We start from the raw sequence: 18,239 nt of genomic DNA on the forward strand, positions 1-18,239 counted from the left end.
ACATCCCCTGTGAGGAACTCCGCATGTCCACTGCCACCGCACCCGTCGAGGTGTCGCGCGGACGACAGGACTCCCCGGCGAGCACGCCGGGCAAGCCGATCATGTCGCACCGCCAGATCCTGCTCGTCATCTACGGCCTGATGGCGGGCATGTTCCTGTCGTCGCTCGACCAGACCATCGTCGGCACGGCGATCCGCACGATCGGTGACGACCTGCACGGCCTCGACCAGCAGGCCTGGGTCACGACGGCCTACCTGATCGCGTCGACCATCACGACTCCGATCTACGGCAAGCTCTCCGACGTCTTCGGACGTCGCCCGCTCTACATCTTCGGCATCGCGGTCTTCATCCTCGGGTCGCTGCTCTCGACCCTGTCGACGTCGATGACCATGCTGGCCGCCTTCCGCGCGTTCCAGGGCATCGGTGCGGGTGCGCTGATGTCGCTGCCGCTGGCGATCATGGGCGACATCCTCGCGCCCCGTGAGCGCGCGAAGTACCAGGGCTACTTCCTCGCGGTGTTCGGCATCTCGTCCGTGATCGGCCCGCTCATCGGCGGCCTGTTCGCCGGTGCGAGCTCGATCGTCGGCATCACCGGGTGGCGCTGGGTCTTCCTGATCAACGTGCCGATCGGCGTCGCCGCGCTCCTCATGGTGATCGCGTTCCTGCACCTGCCGAAGTTCGGCGAGGCCAAGGCCAAGCCGCGCATCGACTGGTGGGGTGCGACCTCGGTCATCGTCACGCTCGCGCCGCTGCTCCTCGTCGCGGAGCAGGGCCGCACGTGGGGCTGGGGTTCGGCCAGCGCGATCGCCTGCTACGTCATCGGTGCGCTCGGCCTCGTCGCCTTCCTGGTGATCGAGACCCGCATGCAGGACGACGCGATCATCCCGCTCAAGCTCTTCCGCTCGAGCACGTTCTCGATGGCGACCATCCTGGGCTTCCTGGTCGGCTTCGCGATGTTCGGCGCGATGCTCACCATCCCGCTCTACCTGCAGATCGTCACCGGCCTGACGCCGACCGAGTCCGGGTTCGCGACTCTGCCGATGATCGGTGGCCTGATGATCGCCTCGATCGCTTCGGGGCAGATCGTGGCCCGCACCGGCCGCTACCGGATCTTCCCGGTCATCGGCACGGCCCTGGTGTCGCTCGGCTACGTCGTCCTGACGTTCATGACGATCGACAAGCCGCTGTGGTTCCTGATGATCGGCATGTTCCTGATCGGTCTCGGGCTCGGCCAGCTCATGCAGAGCATCACCCTGGCATCGCAGAACTCGGTGGAGCCGCGTGACATGGGTGTGGCGACGTCGTCCGCTACGTTCTTCCGCCAGATCGGTGGCACACTCGGTACCGCCGTCCTGCTGTCCGTCCTGTTCTCGCTCATGCCGACGAACATCCTGCACGCCACGGCGGACGAGTCGAACCTGAAGCCCGCCCTCAGTGCGGCGCTCGACCCGGAGGTCGCCAGCGCGAAGGCGAACCAGGGCGTCATGGACCAGATCTGGGACCCGATCGTCACCCCGCTCCAGCAGCAGGTGCAGTCCGGACTCGACACCGCCACCGACCAGGTGACCCAGGCCACCGCCGGGGCTCCCGACGCCGTGCAGCAGCAGGCGCTCACCGCCGCCGCCGACAAGGCGCACGCGAGCGTGCAGGACGGCCGACTCGTCGTCGACTGGTCGGACTCGGGGCAGCGCACCTACTGGGTGGACCAGCTCGCACCGGAACTGTCGAAGCAGATCGACAAGGGCGCGAACGACTCGAGCGACTCGAACGCCGAGACGAGCGACACGTCGTACCTCAACGGTGCGGACTCGGCCCTGACCCGGCCGTTCATGTCCGGGTTCAACGCCTCGGCCGTGACCGTCTACTGGGTCGGCTTCGCGGTGATCCTGCTCGCGTTCGTCCTGAGCTTCTTCTTCAAGGCGCCGCCGCTCCGCAAGAGCTCGGCCCTGCAGGAGCAGGCGGACGACGCCGGCACCGCCGACGACCTCGAGGCGCAGGCCGTGCGGGCCGCGGACACGATGGGCTCGCCCACCGCTCCGGTCACCGGTTCGATCCCCGTCCAGGGCGGTCGGTCGCAGGTCTGAACCACGCCGGGCCTCCCCGTCACACGACGCGGAGGCCCGGCGTCGCACGGGCCCGAGAACAGGACGGAGCGCAGCACGTGCACCAGCCCACCACCACCGAGGACCTCGTCGCGAGCGACTGCGGCCTACGGGAGCGCAAGAAGCAGCAGACCCGGTCCGCCATCCACCGGTCGGCACTCGCCCTGGTCACCGACCACGGGCTCGCCGGGGTGACCGTCGAGCAGATCTGCGCGGACGCCGGGGTCTCCCCGCGGACGTTCTTCAACTACTTCCCGTCGAAGGCCGAGGCAGCCCTCGGACTGCCGGCGACGACGGTCCCGGACACGGCGCGCGCAGCGTTCCTCGGTGCCACGGGTCCGCTCGTGGCCGACCTCTGCGACCTCGTCGCGCACACGGTCACCCTGCCGCAGGACCGCCGGCGCATGAAGGAGCTCGTCCGAGCCCGCCCCGAGATGGTCCCGGCGATGATGCAGTGGATGGCGCACGCACGGCAGACCGTGCTGGCGGTCGCCGCCGAGCGCGTCGACGAGGACACTGCGCGGACCGTGACCACCCTCGTGATGGCCGCCGTGATCGAGTCCGCCCACCGGTCGGCGGACGGCTCCCGCGACGAGCTCGCTGGGCGGCTGCGCGCGGTCGTCGCCGAGATGGGGCGGCTCGCCATCGCCTGACCAGCGTGACCATCGCGTCGCCCCCGGCGCGGGGCGACCACGGCCTGGAGGCGCGGTGCGGGCCGGACCCGCACCGCGCCTCCAGGCCGTTGTCGCGTCCACACCGTCGATCGCGCAGTCATCGGACGGTTGGGCGACCACTTTCGCCAGAACCGCAAGAACAAGGCTCTTGACGCACGAGACATCGGATGTTTTGATTGCACCGTTCGGTCGACGGAGACCGGACGGCAGGAGACACAGATGAGCCGCATCACCGGTCTGCACGTGCACGACATCCGGTTCCCGACCTCGCGGGAGCACGACGGGTCCGACGCCATGAACCCCGCACCCGACTACTCCGCCGCCTACGTCGAGCTCACCACCGACGCGCTCGACGGCCTGGTCGGCACCGGCTTCGTCTTCACCATCGGCCGCGGCAACGAGGTGCAGGAGTCGGCGATCGCAGCCCTCCGTGGGCACGTCGTCGGCGCCGATGCCGAGGCGGTCCTGGCCGACATGGGCGGTACCTGGCGCGCGATGGTGCACGACTCGCAGCTGCGGTGGCTCGGCCCGGAGAAGGGCGTCATGCACATGGCGATCGGCGCCGTGGTGAACGCCCTGTGGGACCTGCGTGCGAAGCGTGCGGGGCAGCCGCTGTGGGCCCTGCTCGCCGACCTGCGACCCGAGGAGCTCGTCGACCTGGTGGACTTCCGGTACCTGACCGACGCGATCACCCCGGCCGAGGCGCTCGAACTGTTCCGCGCCGCCGAACCGATGCGTGCCGAACGTCGAGCGCGCCTGGAGCGTGAGGGCTACCGCGCCTACACGACGACCCCGGGCTGGCTCGGCTACGACGACGAGAAGCTCGCGCGGCTGTGCCGGGAAGCCGTGGACGACGGGTTCACCCAGATCAAGCTGAAGGTCGGCGGCGACGTCGACGAGGACGTCCGACGGATGGGCATCGCCCGCGCCACCGTCGGCCCGGACGTCCGGATCGCGATCGACGCGAACCAGCGCTGGGACGTCGACGAGGCCGTGGCGTGGATCGACCGGCTCCGCCCCTTCGACGTCGCGTGGGTCGAGGAGCCGACGAGCCCGGACGACATCCTCGCCCACGCCGAGATCGCCCGGCGCATCGCCCCGATCCCGGTCGCGACGGGGGAGCACATGGCGAACCGGGTGATCGCGAAGCAGCTGATCCAGGCCGGGTCGATGTCGGTGCTGCAGATCGACGCCACCCGGGTCGCCGGGGTGAACGAGAACCTGGCGATCCTGCTCCTCGCCGCCAAGCACGGCGTCCGTGTGTGCCCACACGCCGGCGGCGTCGGCCTGTGCGAGGCGGTGCAGCACCTGTCGATGTTCGACGCGGTCGCCCTGACCGGCGACCTCGACACCCGGTGCATCGAGTTCGTCGACCACCTGCACGAGCACTTCGTGACACCGGTCGATGTCCACGACGGCCGCTACTGGCCGCCGACCACGCCCGGCGCCGGCACCGAGATGCTCGCCGACACCCTGACCACCCACGCGTTCCCGGACGGCCCGGTCTGGGCCGAGTCCGATCCCAATCGGGTCCCGGACGCCGTCCGGGTCGCCTGAACACCCCACCGCACACCCCATCACCACGACGAAGTGGAGACACCGATGCAACGACGACGCACCGCCGGGCTGGCGGCAGCAGCAGCTGCCGTGCTCGTGCTCACCGGCTGTTCCGCTGGCAGCAACGCCAGCGACGGCCAGTCGAAGGACTCCCTCACCTGGGCCATGTGGATCGCCGGGAAGGAGGACAAGGCCGCGTGGCAGAAGGTCGCCGACACGGTCAAGACCGACGACGACGTGGACGTCTCGATCCAGGGCTCACCCTTCAACGACTACTGGACCAAGCTCCGCACCCAGCTGTCCACCGGCACCGCACCCTGCATCGTGAGCATCCAGTCGCTCCGCGCCGCGAACTACACGGACGTGCTCGTGCCGATCGACGACATGGCGAAGCAGGCCGACCTCGACCTGGGTGAGTACGACCAGACCGGGCTCGACGGCATGAAGGTCGACGGCAAGCTCTACGGGCTGCCGTACGACACCGGCCCCATGGTCATGTTCTACAACAAGGACATCTTCGAGAAGGCGGGCGTCGACGAGCCGAAGCCGGGCTGGACGGTCGACGAGTTCGAGGACGCTGCGAAGGAGCTCAAGGCCGCGGGCACGCCGATCTGGGGCACGAGCGTGGAGGACATCCCCCTGGAGTCGATGATCCTCGGCTACAACGGCGGCCGGGTGATCGATGCCGACGGCACGCTCGACGCCTCGAACGCGGAGTTCGCCGAGGGGCTCGACTGGATCGGCGGTCTGGTGAAGGACGGCTACGCCACGCAGGCGAGCACCGACGGTTCCACCGACGACAACGCGTTCGTGTCCGGTGACGTGGCGATGTACAGCGACGGCCCCTGGTCGATCATCAGCCAGAAGGCCAAGGTCAAGTTCGACCTGGGCATCACGACGATCCCCTCGGGAACGGACGGCCCCAGCTCGTTCGCCGCCGGGTCGGGCTTCGGCATCTCGAAGCAGTGCAAGTACCCCGAGCAGGCGTTCAAGGCCATCACCACGATGACGAACGAGGCCACGCTCACCTCGCTCGCCGAGCAGGGTCGCGCCTTCCCGGCACGCACCGCGGCGCAGCAGGCCTGGTACGACAACGCCGGCATCGACGGGGTCGAGGACGCCCTGAAGACCGGACTCGAGAACGCCACCCCGTTGCCCGGCAACAAGCAGAGCGACCAGCTCAACCAGCTCTTCGCGCAGTACGCCCTGCAGGCGGTGAACGGACAGACCTCCGGCAAGGAGACGATGTCGTCCATCGCGAGCCAGCTCGGCTCGCAGTGACGGGCGTCACCCCCTGACGGACGGGAGGCGCGGGTGGACCCCGCCCCGCGCCTCCCGGCCTGTCCCATCCCCTGACCAGGACCGCGCGAACGACGAGGAGGTCGTCGCATGACCACCATCCAGGACCCACCCGCCGAGGCGGCGCTGCCCGCCCCCGCGGTCGCGGTCGCGACCGGCGCAGCTCCGCGCCGGAAGGACAGCGGCGCCGACGCCGAGCTCGGCCGCCGCTCCTGGTGGGGCGCCGCCTTCGCCGCTCCGCACTCGATCGGCCTCGTCGTGTTCACGGCGTTCCCGATCCTCGCGTCGCTCGTCGTGAGCTTCATGAACTGGCCGATGCTCGGCGAACGCTCGTGGGCCGGCCTGTCGAACTACGCGCAGCTGTTCTCCGACCCGATCTTCCGCACCGTGACGCTGAACACCGTGCTGTTCGTCGTGCTCTACGTGCCGCTCAACCTGGTCGTGTCCCTCGGGCTCGCGGCCTGGCTCACGCCGAAGATCCGCCACCGGCACGTCTTCCGCGTGCTGTTCTTCATCCCGACCATCACACCGATCGTCGCGAACGTCGTCGTCTGGCGGATGCTGTACCAGCCGGGCGGTGCCATCGACGCGACGCTGCAGTCGACCGTCGGCGTGAACGCCCCGAACTTCCTGGCCGACGACAACTGGGCCATGCTCGCCGTCGTCGCGATGAGCGTCTGGCAGGGGTTCGGCTACAACATGCTGATCTTCTCGGCGGCGCTCGACTCGGTGCCGGAGAACCAGATCGAGGCTGCGCAGCTCGACGGGGCGAACGCCTGGCAGATGTTCTGGCGGATCAAGTTCCCGCTCATCTCGCCGTCGATCTTCTTCGCGACGATGATGACCCTGATCACCTCGTTCCAGGTGTTCGTGCAGCCGTTCGTGCTGACGAAGGGCGGACCCGGCACCGCCACCGAGACCCTGGTGCAGTACATCTACAACACGGGGTTCCAGACCCAGCAGCTCGGACTCGCATCGGCCGGGGCGTGGGTGCTGTTCGTCATCATCCTCGGCATCACGGCCATCCAGTTCCTCGGACAGAAGCGGTGGGTGCACTATGAGTGAGCTGACCTCGTCCAACCGGACGATCAACCCGCGGGCGCTGCCCCGCACGCACCGGCAAACCGGCCGGGTGCGCCACGCGGTGGGCTACGTGCTGCTCTGCCTGGTGGCCCTGCTGTTCGTCTCGCCGCTCATCTACATGGTGGCGACGAGTCTGAAGCCGTCGGCCGACGTGTTCACGACCCCGCCGACGCTCTGGGGCTCGTCCATCGAGTGGGGCAACTACGCACAGGCGTTCACGTACCTGCCGTTCGCCCGGTTCATCCTGAACGGCGTCTTCGTCGCCTCGGCCGGCACGGCGATCAACGTCGCCGTCGCGGTGCTGTCCGGCTACGCGTTCTCGCGACTGCGGTGGCGCGGCCGGAACACGGTGTTCGTCCTGTTCCTGGCGACGCTGATGATCCCGCAGGACGTCCTCGTCATCCCGATGTACGTGATGATGCAGGGCTTCGGGTGGGTCGACACGTTCCAGGCACTCATCATCCCGTGGGCGTTCACGGCACTCGGCGCGTTCCTGGTGCGGCAGTTCTTCCTCACCGTGCCGCAGGAGCTCGACGACGCCGCCCGGGTGGACGGAGCCGGAGCGATCCGGACGTTCTTCTCGGTGATGCTCCCGCTGGCCCGACCGACGATGGCGGTCCTCGCCGTGTTCTCGTTCATCGCGTACTGGAACTCGTTCCTCTGGCCGCTCGTCATCGTCAACGACGTCGAGGCCCGTGGCACCATCCCGCTCGGCCTGCAGCAGTTCTTCGGGCAGCAGGGCTCCGAGTGGAACCTCGTGATGGCGGCCTCGGTGATCTCGATGCTGCCCACGGTGGTCCTGCTGATCCTGCTCCAGAAGCACCTCGTCAAGGGGATCGTCACCAGCGGTCTCGGCGGCCGGTGACACCGCCGACCGTCCCCCCTCGCCCTCCACTGAAAGGAACACTGGCCTCATGACCATCACCGCACCTGCCGAGCCGCAGACCGCGACCGACTCCGCGGGGTTCCCCGCGTGGTTCTCCCACGACCGGTTCGGCATGTTCATCCACTGGGGGCTGTACGCCCTGCCGGCGCGCCACGAGTGGGTGAAGAACCGCGAACGGATCACCGACGAGGACTACCAGAAGTACTTCGACCACTTCGACCCGGACCTGTTCGACGCCGCGGACTGGGCACGTCGGGCACGGCAGGCGGGGATGAAGTACGTCGTCCTCACCACGAAGCACCACGAGGGCTTCTGCCTGTGGGACACCGCCCTGACCGACTACAAGTCCACGAACACCCCGTTCGGCCGCGACATCGTGCGGGAGTTCGTCGACGCCGTCCGTGCCGAAGGGCTGCGGGTCGGTTTCTACCACTCGCTCATCGACTGGCACCACCCGGACTTCACCGTCGACGGCGTGCACCCCCGGCGCGACGACTCGCCGGAGGCGATCGAGGCGTTCAACGAGGGCCGCGACATGTCGCGCTACCGCGAGTACCTCCACGGTCAGGTCGAGGAGCTGCTCACCGACTACGGGCAGATCGACTACCTGTTCTACGACTTCTCGTACCGGGACAACGACCACGAGGACATCTGGGGCGGCAAGGGCCGGGACGAGTGGGGGTCCGAGGAACTCATGGCGCTGACGAAGCGGCTGCAGCCCGGCATCATCGTGAACGACCGGCTCGACATCCCCGGTGACCTGGTCACCCCCGAGCAGTACCAGCCCGACAAGCCGATGGAGGTCGACGGCGTCCCGGTGCCGTGGGAGGCCTGCCAGACGCTGAACGGCTCGTGGGGCTACGACCGCGACAACCTGAACCTGAAGCCGGTCGACCTGCTCGTCCGCATGCTCGTCGACGGCGTCTCGAACAACGGGAACATGCTGCTCAACATCGGCCCGACCGGTCGCGGCGAGTTCGACGGGGTCTCGCGGCAGACACTCGACGGCATCGGGACGTGGATGCGCCAGCACGCCCGCTCGGTGTACGGGGCGGGGCCGTCGCGGTTCGTCGCCCCGCGGAACACCGTCTACACGCAGAACGGCAACCGCCTGTACCTGCACCTGTTCGCGTGGCCGTTCGAGCACGTGCACCTGCCCGACCTCGCCGGCCGGGTGGCGTACGCGCAGCTGCTCAACGACGCATCGGAGATCCACTTCCGCGAGATCCCGCCGGGCACCCGGGCGCAGAACACCGGGCTCGGCGGTCAGCCCGCCGGCACGCTCACCCTGACGCTGCCGATCGTGCGGCCCGACGTCGCCGTGCCCGTCGTCGAGCTGTTCCTGCGCGACTGATGCAGCGGATCCTGACGCGGACGCGACTGCGGGCCGGGAACGAGGCGGCGTACGACACCGTGCACGCCTCGGTCCCGCCCGCGCTCGCGGCGCGACTGCGCGAGGCCGGCGTGCACGATTGGACGATCTGGCGGGACGGGCTCGACCTGGTCCACCTGATCGAGGTCGAGGACCACCGGGCGATGCGCCGGGCGCTCGCCGACGACCCGGTCAACGCCGAGTGGCAGGAGACGATCAACCCGCTGCTCGAGGCGGACGACGACTACTCGGGCGACGACGACGGGGTCCCACGGGTCTGGTCGCTGGCGGACCAGGTGCACCACGCGGACCAGGTGGACCCGTGACGGCCCTCGACCTGGACCTCGACCGCGGTCCGTTCTGGTTCGGCGGGGCCGGCATCGGCAACCTGCTCTGTCCGGTGTCCGACGCCGACGCCCGCGCCACGGTCGACGCCGCGTGGGACGGCGGGGTGCGCGGGTTCGACACCGCCCCGCACTACGGCCTGGGGCTGTCCGAACGGCGGCTCGGTGCGGCGCTCGCCGGGCGCCCCCGGAGGGAGTTCCTCGTGTCGACGAAGGTCGGGCGGGTGCTCGTGCCCGGGCGCGGTGACGGCGACGACCTGGCGTCCGGGGGCTTCGCGGTGCCGGACGACACCGTGCGGCAGTGGGACCCGTCGCCGTCGGGCGTGCGCCGCTCGCTCGACGAGTCGCTCGGCCGGCTCGGGCTCGACCACGTCGACGTCGCCTACCTGCACGACCCGGACGTGTACTCACTCACCGACGGTCTGACCCAGGCGCTGCCGACGCTCGCCGAGCTCCGCGACGAGGGCGTCGTGCGGGCGGTCGGCGTCGGGTCGAACTCCGTCGAGGCGCTGTCGGCGGCCGTCGACACCGGGCTCTGCGACGTCGTCATGCTCGCCGGGCGGTACACCCTGCTCGAGCAACCGGCGGCGGCGCTCGTCGACCGGTGTGCGTCGCTGGGCGTCACGGTCGTGGCGGTCGGCGTCTACAACTCGGGGATGCTCGGGCAGGAGCGCCCTTCGGCGGGTGCGACCTACGACTACGCCGAGGCCTCTGCGCAGCTGCTCGCGCGGGCGAATTCCATCGCCGACGTCTGCGAGCGCCACGGGGTCACGCTGCCCGAGGCCGCGTTGGCGTTCCCGCGTCGGGCCCCGGCGGTCGCGGCGATCGCCCTCGGGGTGCAGTCTGCCGACCAGGTGCGCTCGAACGTCGCCCGGGCCGCCGCCGTCGTGCCCGAGGCGCTCTGGGACGACCTGCGTGCAGCGGGCCTGCTCGCGATGTGACGCCACGTACGACGAAAGTCACCCCGAACCACGCGTCTGCGTGGTTCGGGGTGACTTCGGTGGTGCGCCGGTCGGACCGGCAACACGTGGTACCTAGCGGCGCGAACCGCGGCCGGCGACGCGCGTGTAGATGAACAGCACGATGATGGCGCCGATGATCGAGCCGATGATGCCGGCAGGCTGGAAGAAGCCGTCGTTCCCGTCGTGGTTGAAGATCAGGTAGCCGAGGAACCCGCCGACGAACGAGCCGACGATGCCCAGGACGATCGTCATGAGGATGCCGATGTTCTGCTTGCCGGGGATGATGAGCCGGGCGAGAGCGCCGGCGATGAGTCCGATGATGATCAAGCTGATGATGAGACCGAGCACGGTGTCCTCCTCGTGGGTGCGGTTGCCGCGGCATGGTTGCCGGAGTCAGGGCCGAGGACCGACACAACTCCGAGGTTCCTGGGAGGATTGTCGGGTTCAGTCGAGGGAGCGCCGCAACCAGCGCTCGACACCCTCGACGTGGGACACCACGAGGGCCTGTACGAGCTGCGGATCGCGGCGCCGGATGGCGTCGACGATGGCCGCGTGCTCGTCGAGCGTGCGCTGCACCGACCCGTTCTGCGTCAGTCCGCGCCACACCCGCACCCGTACCGTCTTGCTCGACAGGGCGTCGAGCAGCCCGGACAGGTACTGGTTGCCGCCGATGCCCGCGATGGTCGAGTGGAACAGCAGGTCGTGGGCGACGAGGTCCTCGACGCCGGTGTCCTCGCCGACGGACTGCATCAGGGTCGCGAGTTCGTCGATCTGCTGCTCCGTGGCACGGGCCGTCGCCAGGACGGCGGACGCCGGTTCCAGGATGCGGCGCACCTCGAGCAGGTCGACGAGCGACCGGTCGTGGTGCATGTCGACGACGAACGACACCGCCTCGAGCAGGACGCCCGGTTCGAGCGACGTCACGTAGGTGCCGTCGCCGCGTCGGACGTCGAGCACGCGGATCAGTTCGAGCGCCTTCACCGCTTCACGGAGGCTGTTGCGGGACAGCCCGAGCGACTCGCTCAGTTCCTTCTCGGGCGGGAGGCGCTGGCCGGGTTGGAGCTCGCCGCTCACGATCATCTGCTGGATGCGTGCGATCGCATCGTCGGTCAACGACGCCACGTCACCACCTCCTGTGGACCCGGCCGCGTGCGCGACGGGACGTCCCGACGATACCCGGGACGGGCCTCCAGGCCGGTGCGGCTGAGCCGCGGGACGACCATCAGGCCGGCCGCAGCCGGAGCGCCTGCATCCCGCCGTCGACCGCCAGCTCGACGCCCGTCGTCGACCGGGCGAGCGGGCTCGTCAGGTAGGCGACCGCCTCGGCGACCTCCGCCGCCTGCACCAGGCGTCCGTGCGGCTGGCGTGCCTCGAGCGCGGCGCGTTCGGCGGCCGGGTCGTCCGCGGACGACAGGAGTCGCGCGATCCACGGGGTGTCGGCGGTGCCGGGGTTGACGGCGTTGACGCGGATGCCCTCGCGGACGTGGTCGGCGGCCATCGCGCGGGTGAGTGCGGAGATCGCCCCCTTCGTGGCGGAGTAGAGCGCGCGCTGGGGCAGCCCGGCGGTGGCCGCGACGGAGCACGTGTTGACGATGCTCGCGCTGTCCGACGCTCGGAGGTGGGGGAGCGCGGCGCGGGACAGGCGCACGGCGCCGAGCACGTTGACCTCGTACACGCGGCGCCACTCGTCGTCGGTGTTGTCCTCGACCGTCCCCTGGGCGCCGATGCCGGCGTTGTTGACGAGCACGTCGAGACCGCCGAGCTGGTCGACGGCCGACGCGACGGCGGCACGGACGGACTCGTCGGACGACACGTCGCAGGTGACGGAGACGAGTCCCTCGGCGGCGGACGGTTGCAGGTCGAGCACGGCGACCGCTGCGCCCCGCTCGTGCAGGGCGGCCGCGATGGCCGCGCCGATGCCGGAGGCACCACCGGTGACGATCGCGCGGAGACCCGCGTGGGTGCTGGGCATCCCGGTCGCGGTGGTGTCGGTCATCAGGCTGCTCCCACTGTTTGGCGCTGCGAGCCGAGCCCGTCGGCGGTGAGCTCGACCACGTCGCCGGGCTGCAGGTACGGCGCGTGTCCGGCCAGGGCGACCCCGGCCGGTGTGCCCGTGCTGATGACGTCGCCCGGGTACAGCACCATGAACTGCGACAGGTACCGGACGATCTCGACGGGTCGGAAGATCATGTCGGCGGTGGTGCCGTCCTGCCGCACCTCGCCGTTGACGGCGAGCCGGAGTGCGAGCGCCGCCGGGTCGACCTGGTCGGGGGTGACCAGCCACGGGCCGAGCGGGTTGAACGTCTCGCAGGACTTCCCCTTGTCCCACTGGCCGCCGCGCTCGAGCTGGAATGCGCGTTCGGAGACGTCGTTGGCGATGGCGTAGCCGGCGATGCAGGCGCTCGCGGCCTCGTCGGAGTCGCAGTAGCGGGCGGTCTGCCCGATGACGACGGCGAGTTCGATCTCCCAGTCGGTCTTCTCGCTGCCGCGGGGGATCAGGACCTCGTCGTCCGGGCCGATCACCGTCATCGGGTCCTTCATGAACACGATCGGCTCGGTCGGGATCTCGGCGCCGGTCTCGGCGGCGTGGTCGCGGTAGTTCAGGCCGATGCAGACGACCTTGCCGGGACGGGCCACTGGTGCACCGCGGCGGAGACCCTCGGCGTCCGGCAGTGCTCGGAGGTCCTCGGCGCTCCGCGCGTGCCGGACGCGGGCGACCGGGTCGGACGCCAGGAAGGCCCCGCCGATGTCGGTCGTGATCGGCCGGAGGTCGAGGACCTCGCCGTCGGTGTCGACCGCGACGGGGATCTCGCCGCCCGCGGGGCCGAGTCGTGCGAACTGCATCGTTCCTCGCTCTCCGGCTGCACCGGCGCAACCAGAGACATCCTATGTCTGCGCCGGGTTGCCGACAAGGTCGCGGGTGCTGAGGGTCCTCCCATGCAGGTACGTGCGCTCCGCCGTCCGACTCAGCACCGACTGCCGTTCGTCCGGGGTCAGGTCGGCCAGCGCGTCGGTGGTCCGCCGCACCACGTCGTCGTAGGTCGTGGCGAGCGTCGAGACGGGCCAGTCCGACCCGAACAGCGACCGCTCCGGGCCGAACCGCTCGACCACCGCACGGACGTACCGGTCGACGGGCTGCCGTCGCCACTCCGGGCCGGCCTCGGTGAACATTCCGGACACCTTGCAGGCGACGTTCGGCCGCGCGGCGAAGTCGTCGATCCGGCCCGCCCACCCGGGGTCCCCGCCCGCGATGTCGGGTTTGCCGGCGTGGTCGAGGACGAACGATCCCTCGGGCACGGCGTCGAGCAGCGCGAGGGCAGCGCGGTGCTCACGCGCTCGGACGAGCACGTCGAACACCAGGCCGGCGGCGGCCACCGCACGGACCCCGCGAACGACCTCGGGCCGGGCGAGCCAGTCCGGGTCCGGTTCGTCGTGCGCCTGGTGGCGGATGCCGACCAGGCGGGTGCTGGCCGGCCGGTCTCCGCCGGACCCCGCGATCAGTGCGGCGATCCGGTCGACGACGTCCGGGGCGGTCAGGTCCACCCAGCCGACGACCCCGGCGACCGGCTCGGGCTGCTCGAGGAGCCAGGCGGTCTCGCCGGGGTCGTGCACGGCCTGCACGACGATCGTCCGGGTGACGTCGGTGCTCCGGGTGGCGGCGCGGAGGTCGTCCACGTCGAACCGGCGGCGGATCGGAGCGACCGAGTCGTCCATCCAGGGGTACGGCCGGTCGGCGGGATCCCAGAGGTGATGGTGAGCGTCGATGATCACGCGCTCATGATGCCCGATTCATCCGATGTCCGCTCGGGGTGCCGGTGCGGCGACCGCTCGCGCTCAGCGACACCTCATGCGCCACAGTGCCCGTGAGGTGTCGTTGGGCGCGTGGAGTCGCAACCGCCAACGCCGATCAGACGACGCCGGAGGCCTCCAGCTCGGCCCGCAGCTCGGCGTCCGACGGCTCGACGAAGTGCTTGCCGTTGGGCAGCACCACGACGGGGATGTTCTTCCGGCCGCTGATCGCCTCGGCACGGTCGGCCGCGGACAGGTCCTGCTCCACGTCGACGTACTCGTAGTCCACGCCGAGGGTGTCGAGCAGCGCCTTGGACCGACGGCAGTCGCGGCACCAGTCGGCACCGAACATGGTCACGCGGTCGGGGGCAGTCGTCGCATCGTTCATGTGCAGAGAGTACGTCGGAGCGCCCCCGGGCATTCCCGGAGCGCCGCCGGACCCGCGCCCCGCTCGCCCTACGATTGGCACATGCCGCCAGCACCCGATCCCGCGACGCTGGCCTGGGCCTCGGCGGCCGTCCGGCGCTTCGCCGCCGCGACCAACCTGCTCGTCGCCGCCCGACGGTTCCGCATCGTCGGCGGTGACCCCCGTGACGCCGCGGCACTGCGGCACCTGCTGACCGCACTCGGGGCGCGCGAGGCCGAGCAGCCGAACCACCAACACCAGCACCGGCAGCACCCGTCCGACCTCGTCGACCAGCTCTGGTGCCTCGGCACGCCCGAGGAGTCGACCCCCGCGGTCGAGCAGGCCGCCGACCGCCCGCGGGGCACCACGCTGGTCGTCATCGACGCAGGCCGGTACCTGCCCGCCGTCGACGAGGACGCCTTCGGTCCCGTCACATCGGCCCGCCCCGGCGTGCTCGCCGTCCCGATGCTCTCCGACGACGTGTTCCTGGTGTCCACCGGCCGCGACCTCGAAGACGACCCCGCAGCGGACGCCCGCTTGCGCTGGGCACGACGTTCCATGCCGGTCGCCCGCTCGGTCGCCGCGGAGCTCCGCGACGGCGGACTCCTGCGCGGCACCCCCATCGGCGTCGCGATGTTCCTCGAGCCCAAGACGGCGGTGCTGAGCCTGCTCCTCCGTGACGCCGGCGCCGAGGTCGTCGTCTACGCCCACGCCGACGAGACCGACGACGCCGTCGCCGAGGCACTGCGGTCCGCCGGCCTGGCGGTCTTCGCGAGCAGCACGGCGACGCTCCCCGAGCAGAAGCAGCTGGCCCTCGCGATGCTCGACACCGCGCCGCACATCCTGCTCGACGACGGCTCGCACGTCATCCGGCTCGCCCACCAGGAACGCCCCGACCTGCTGCCGACGATGCTCGGAGCCGCCGAGGAGACCACGAGCGGCCTGCGACCCCTGCGTGTACTTGCGGCGCGTGGCGAGCTCGGCATCCCGGTGATCGCGGTGAACGACGCCCGCACCAAGACGTTCTTCGACAACCGGTACGGCACCGGGCAGTCGACGGTGTTCGCGGTGCTCGACCTGGTCGACGGGCTCGCGTCCGGCACGCACCGGGTGATGCCGGGAGGCGCGGCGGTCGTCGCCGGGTTCGGGCACGTCGGCGAGGGGGTCGCCCTGGTGCTCACCGCCCTCGGGTTCCGGGTGACGGTCGCCGAGACCGACCCGGTCCGCGCCCTGCAGGCGCGGTTCGCCGGGTACGCCGTGGCCCCGCTCGTCGAGGCGGTGCGTGACGCCGACCTCGTGATGAGCGCCACCGGGGTGCCGGACACCATCGACCTCGAGGTGCTCCGTGCCTGCGCGGACGGTGCGGTCCTCGCCGTCGCCGGCGGGGTCGACCAGGAGATCGCCACCGACGACGCGCTCGCGGCCGGGGCCCGGCGCCAGGACGTGGGCCCGAAGGCCGAGCGGTTCGTGTTCCCCGGGTCCGACGGTGGGCCGATCGTGCTCGACGACGGGGGCTGCATCAACATCACCGCGGCCGAGGGCAACCCGGTCGAGATCATGGACCTGTCGTTCGCCGTGCAGCTCGGCGCCGTCCGGATGCTCCTGGAGCGCGGCGACGAGCTGGAGCGTGCCGTCGTGCCGATCGACCCCGCGGTCGACGACGTGACCGCCCGCGCGGCGCTCGCCGCGTTCGGAACGCACGTCGGGCCTCCCGGCCTTCCCCCTGAACACCCGGCGGACCGCGAGCCGGACGTCCGGACGCACCGTTTCGGAGACCCGGCGTGAGCGCCCGACAGCACCCGGTCACGGTGCACTCGGCGCGCGTCGTCGTCCCGATGACGGCGCCACCGATCGCGGACGGCGCGGTCGCCGTACAGGACGGCCGTATCCTGCACGTCGGCGACCGGTCGTGGGTCATCGACCAGCTCACCGGGTCCGACGCGACCTTCACCGAGCGGCAGTGGCGTGGCGCGCTCCTGCCCGGACTCGTGAACGCGCACTCGCACCTCCAGTACACCGGCATGTCCGGTGTCGGCCAACAGCAGTACAGCGGTTTCGAGGACTGGGCCGCAGCGTTCAACGTCGAGTACGCCGAACCGCACGACTGGCGGGCCGAAGCCGCGGACGGTGCACGGGCGTCGATCCTGGCCGGCGTCACGAGCATCGCGGACATCGTCACCGACATCGAGGCCTCGACCGCCCTGCAGGACGCCGGCCTCGGCGGCATCGCGTACTGGGAGGTGATGGACTGGGAGAACGACGCCTGGCAGTCGCACGGTCGCGACCAGGTGCTCGACGAACTCGACCGGATCCCCACGACGCCCGGAGCCGGCCTGTCCCCGCACGCGCCGTACTCGCTCGAGGTCGCCCCGCTGCTCGAGCTCCCCGACATCGTGCGGCAGCGCGGTCTGCGACTGCACCTGCACCTCGGTGAAGCGGCGTTCGAGGGGGAGCGCACCGCCCTCGGTCCGGTCCCCGGGCTCGACGGGGTCGACGGCGTCGGCCACGGGAACGACTGGCACCTGGCGAACGTGCCGTCGTTCCGGGCGCTGCGGGCCCTGGGCTTCGGTGCCAGCGCGACCGCGTTCGTCGACCGCCTCGGCGTGCTCGGGCCGGACTGCCACATCGCCCACGGGGTGTACATGACCGCCGCCGACCGGGCCCTCCTGCGTGCCCGGGGCACCGCCGTCGCACTGTGCCCGCGGTCGAACGCCGTCATCGGCCTCGACCCGCCGCCCGTCGCCGACTACCTGCGCGAGGGCAGCCCGATCGCGATCGGTACCGACTCCCTGTCGTCGTCGCCGTCCCTCGACCTGATGGCCGACGTCACCGCGCTCCACCGCATCGCTCGTGCCCAGGGCTACGGGCACCGTGACCTGCACGAGCGGCTGCTCGCGGCGGCGACCCTCGGTGGTGCGCACGCGATGGGCCTCGCCGTCGGGTCGGACCGCATCGGGCACCTCGCCGTCGGGGCGCGCGCCGACCTGGCGGTCTTCGACGTCGACGCCCGGACCGTGCCGGACGCGCTCGCCGAGCTCGTCGAGGACGGCGCCGGGCGGGCGGCCGCCACCGTGATCCGTGGGGTCGTCCGCGCCGCGGCGGGCGTCGTCACCGAACCGGCTTCCCCGCAGATGGACGTCCCCACACCGCACCAGGAGGAACGATGACCGAGTCCGCACCCCACCCCGGAATGGCCGCGCGCCGAACCGTCACCGGTGAGCTGATCGAGTGGCTCGACGTGCCGAAGCGCGCGATCGCCCTCGGCATGGAACCGCACCCCGAGGGCGGCTGGTACGTCCGCACCTGGACCTCGCCGGCGACGGTCACCACCCCCGCGGGGGAGCGTCCCGCCGCCACCCTGATCCACTTCCTGCTGCCCCCGGGCGAGGCCTCCGCCTGGCACCGGGTCACGAGCGACGAGATCTGGATGTGGCACGGGCCGGACACCGTCGACCTGCAGCTCGGCGGCGACGGTGACGTCCCCGAGCCCGGCGCGACGATCACCCTCGGCCCGGACGCCGGACGCGACCGGGTGAACGACGCGCAGGCGTTCGTGCGCGGCGGGGTGTGGCAGCGGACGATCCCGGGCGACGGCGAGGTGCTGCTGAGCTGCCTGGTGTCGCCGGGCTTCTCGTTCCACGACTTCACGATGGCCGACGACGGGGACTCTGCCGCCGAGTAGCACCGCGACACCGTTTCGCGTTGGTATCCCACCGCGAAGTACACTTCGACCTGCCCCCACCCCCCTCGCACGAAGGCCCGACC

Annotated in this window: 18 protein-coding genes; 12 read left to right on the forward strand and 6 right to left on the reverse strand. The window is 70.9% G+C overall.

The genetic code is table 11. The annotated features are described in order from the left end of the window. Window positions 1-23 precede the first annotated feature (23 nt). The 9 genes from DEJ09_RS14430 to DEJ09_RS14470 all read left to right on the forward strand — a co-directional run bounded on the left by DEJ09_RS14430 (window position 24) and on the right by DEJ09_RS14470 (window position 10,258). On the forward strand, window positions 24-2,084 hold the full coding sequence (locus tag DEJ09_RS14430; RefSeq protein ID WP_111089047.1) for an MDR family MFS transporter: 2,061 nt from the start codon (window positions 24-26) through the stop codon (window positions 2,082-2,084). A gap of 77 nt (window positions 2,085-2,161) precedes the next feature. Next, complete coding sequence (locus DEJ09_RS14435) at window positions 2,162-2,755, forward strand: TetR/AcrR family transcriptional regulator (protein WP_111089048.1); 594 nt, start codon at window positions 2,162-2,164, stop codon at window positions 2,753-2,755. A 240-nt stretch (window positions 2,756-2,995) separates the two neighbouring features. Then, window positions 2,996-4,333 (forward strand): enolase C-terminal domain-like protein, encoded by a 1,338-nt coding sequence (locus DEJ09_RS14440; RefSeq protein WP_111089049.1) that lies wholly within the window; start codon window positions 2,996-2,998, stop codon window positions 4,331-4,333. Between the two features lie 45 nt (window positions 4,334-4,378). Beyond that, the gene (locus tag DEJ09_RS14445) at window positions 4,379-5,614 is read left to right on the forward strand and encodes a sugar ABC transporter substrate-binding protein (RefSeq protein WP_258373916.1); all 1,236 of its coding nucleotides are present in this window, start codon (window positions 4,379-4,381) and stop codon (window positions 5,612-5,614) included. A 108-nt stretch (window positions 5,615-5,722) separates the two neighbouring features. Further along, on the forward strand, window positions 5,723-6,697 hold the full coding sequence (locus DEJ09_RS14450; protein WP_111032368.1) for a carbohydrate ABC transporter permease: 975 nt from the start codon (window positions 5,723-5,725) through the stop codon (window positions 6,695-6,697). Then, on the forward strand, window positions 6,690-7,580 hold the full coding sequence (locus tag DEJ09_RS14455; RefSeq protein ID WP_111089050.1) for a carbohydrate ABC transporter permease: 891 nt from the start codon (window positions 6,690-6,692) through the stop codon (window positions 7,578-7,580). The genes DEJ09_RS14450 and DEJ09_RS14455 overlap by 8 nt, the downstream gene beginning before the upstream one ends. Before the next feature lie 49 nt (window positions 7,581-7,629). Next, window positions 7,630-8,955 (forward strand): alpha-L-fucosidase, encoded by a 1,326-nt coding sequence (locus tag DEJ09_RS14460; RefSeq protein WP_111089051.1) that lies wholly within the window; start codon window positions 7,630-7,632, stop codon window positions 8,953-8,955. Continuing rightward, window positions 8,955-9,299: an L-rhamnose mutarotase gene (locus tag DEJ09_RS14465; RefSeq protein ID WP_110865414.1), complete on the forward strand. Its 345-nt coding sequence runs from the start codon at window positions 8,955-8,957 to the stop codon at window positions 9,297-9,299. The genes DEJ09_RS14460 and DEJ09_RS14465 overlap by 1 nt, the downstream gene beginning before the upstream one ends. Continuing rightward, window positions 9,296-10,258: an aldo/keto reductase gene (locus tag DEJ09_RS14470; protein WP_111089052.1), complete on the forward strand. Its 963-nt coding sequence runs from the start codon at window positions 9,296-9,298 to the stop codon at window positions 10,256-10,258. Before DEJ09_RS14465 ends, DEJ09_RS14470 begins: the two co-directional genes overlap by 4 nt. A 93-nt stretch (window positions 10,259-10,351) precedes the next feature. Here DEJ09_RS14470 and DEJ09_RS14475 read toward each other — a convergent pair whose 3' ends face one another. The 6 genes from DEJ09_RS14475 to DEJ09_RS14500 form a co-directional block, all read right to left on the reverse strand. After that, entirely contained in the window at window positions 10,352-10,627 is a 276-nt protein-coding gene (locus DEJ09_RS14475) for a GlsB/YeaQ/YmgE family stress response membrane protein (RefSeq protein ID WP_110865416.1), read from the reverse strand. Window positions 10,628-10,723: 96 nt separating this feature from the next. Beyond that, complete coding sequence (locus DEJ09_RS14480) at window positions 10,724-11,401, reverse strand: FadR/GntR family transcriptional regulator (RefSeq protein WP_110862381.1); 678 nt, start codon at window positions 11,399-11,401, stop codon at window positions 10,724-10,726. A gap of 100 nt (window positions 11,402-11,501) precedes the next feature. Next, the gene (locus tag DEJ09_RS14485) at window positions 11,502-12,275 is read right to left on the reverse strand and encodes an SDR family NAD(P)-dependent oxidoreductase (protein ID WP_258373917.1); all 774 of its coding nucleotides are present in this window, start codon (window positions 12,273-12,275) and stop codon (window positions 11,502-11,504) included. Then, on the reverse strand, window positions 12,275-13,123 hold the full coding sequence (locus DEJ09_RS14490) for a fumarylacetoacetate hydrolase family protein (RefSeq protein WP_111089053.1): 849 nt from the start codon (window positions 13,121-13,123) through the stop codon (window positions 12,275-12,277). The genes DEJ09_RS14485 and DEJ09_RS14490 overlap by 1 nt, the downstream gene beginning before the upstream one ends. A 42-nt stretch (window positions 13,124-13,165) precedes the next feature. Continuing rightward, window positions 13,166-14,050, reverse strand: coding sequence for an amidohydrolase (locus DEJ09_RS14495; RefSeq protein WP_111089054.1), 885 nt, complete (start codon window positions 14,048-14,050; stop codon window positions 13,166-13,168). Window positions 14,051-14,186: 136 nt separating this feature from the next. Next, complete coding sequence (locus DEJ09_RS14500; protein ID WP_111024318.1) at window positions 14,187-14,456, reverse strand: glutaredoxin family protein; 270 nt, start codon at window positions 14,454-14,456, stop codon at window positions 14,187-14,189. An 81-nt stretch (window positions 14,457-14,537) separates the two neighbouring features. On the opposite strand from DEJ09_RS14500, the gene DEJ09_RS14505 reads away from it, so the two are divergent. Genes DEJ09_RS14505 through DEJ09_RS14515 form a run of 3 tightly spaced genes read left to right on the forward strand, consistent with a single transcriptional unit; the run spans window position 14,538 to window position 18,156 of the window. Continuing rightward, on the forward strand, window positions 14,538-16,259 hold the full coding sequence (locus DEJ09_RS14505) for an adenosylhomocysteinase (RefSeq protein WP_111089055.1): 1,722 nt from the start codon (window positions 14,538-14,540) through the stop codon (window positions 16,257-16,259). After that, window positions 16,256-17,641 carry an amidohydrolase family protein gene (locus tag DEJ09_RS14510; protein WP_258373918.1) on the forward strand — a complete coding sequence of 462 codons (1,386 nt, stop codon included), beginning with the start codon at window positions 16,256-16,258 and terminating at the stop codon, window positions 17,639-17,641. Before DEJ09_RS14505 ends, DEJ09_RS14510 begins: the two co-directional genes overlap by 4 nt. Continuing rightward, complete coding sequence (locus tag DEJ09_RS14515) at window positions 17,638-18,156, forward strand: cupin domain-containing protein (protein ID WP_258373919.1); 519 nt, start codon at window positions 17,638-17,640, stop codon at window positions 18,154-18,156. Before DEJ09_RS14510 ends, DEJ09_RS14515 begins: the two co-directional genes overlap by 4 nt. The last annotated feature ends 83 nt before the right edge of the window (window positions 18,157-18,239 follow it).

Source organism: Curtobacterium sp. MCLR17_055 (genome assembly GCF_003234305.1).
GTDB classification, from domain to species: domain Bacteria; phylum Actinomycetota; class Actinomycetes; order Actinomycetales; family Microbacteriaceae; genus Curtobacterium; species Curtobacterium flaccumfaciens.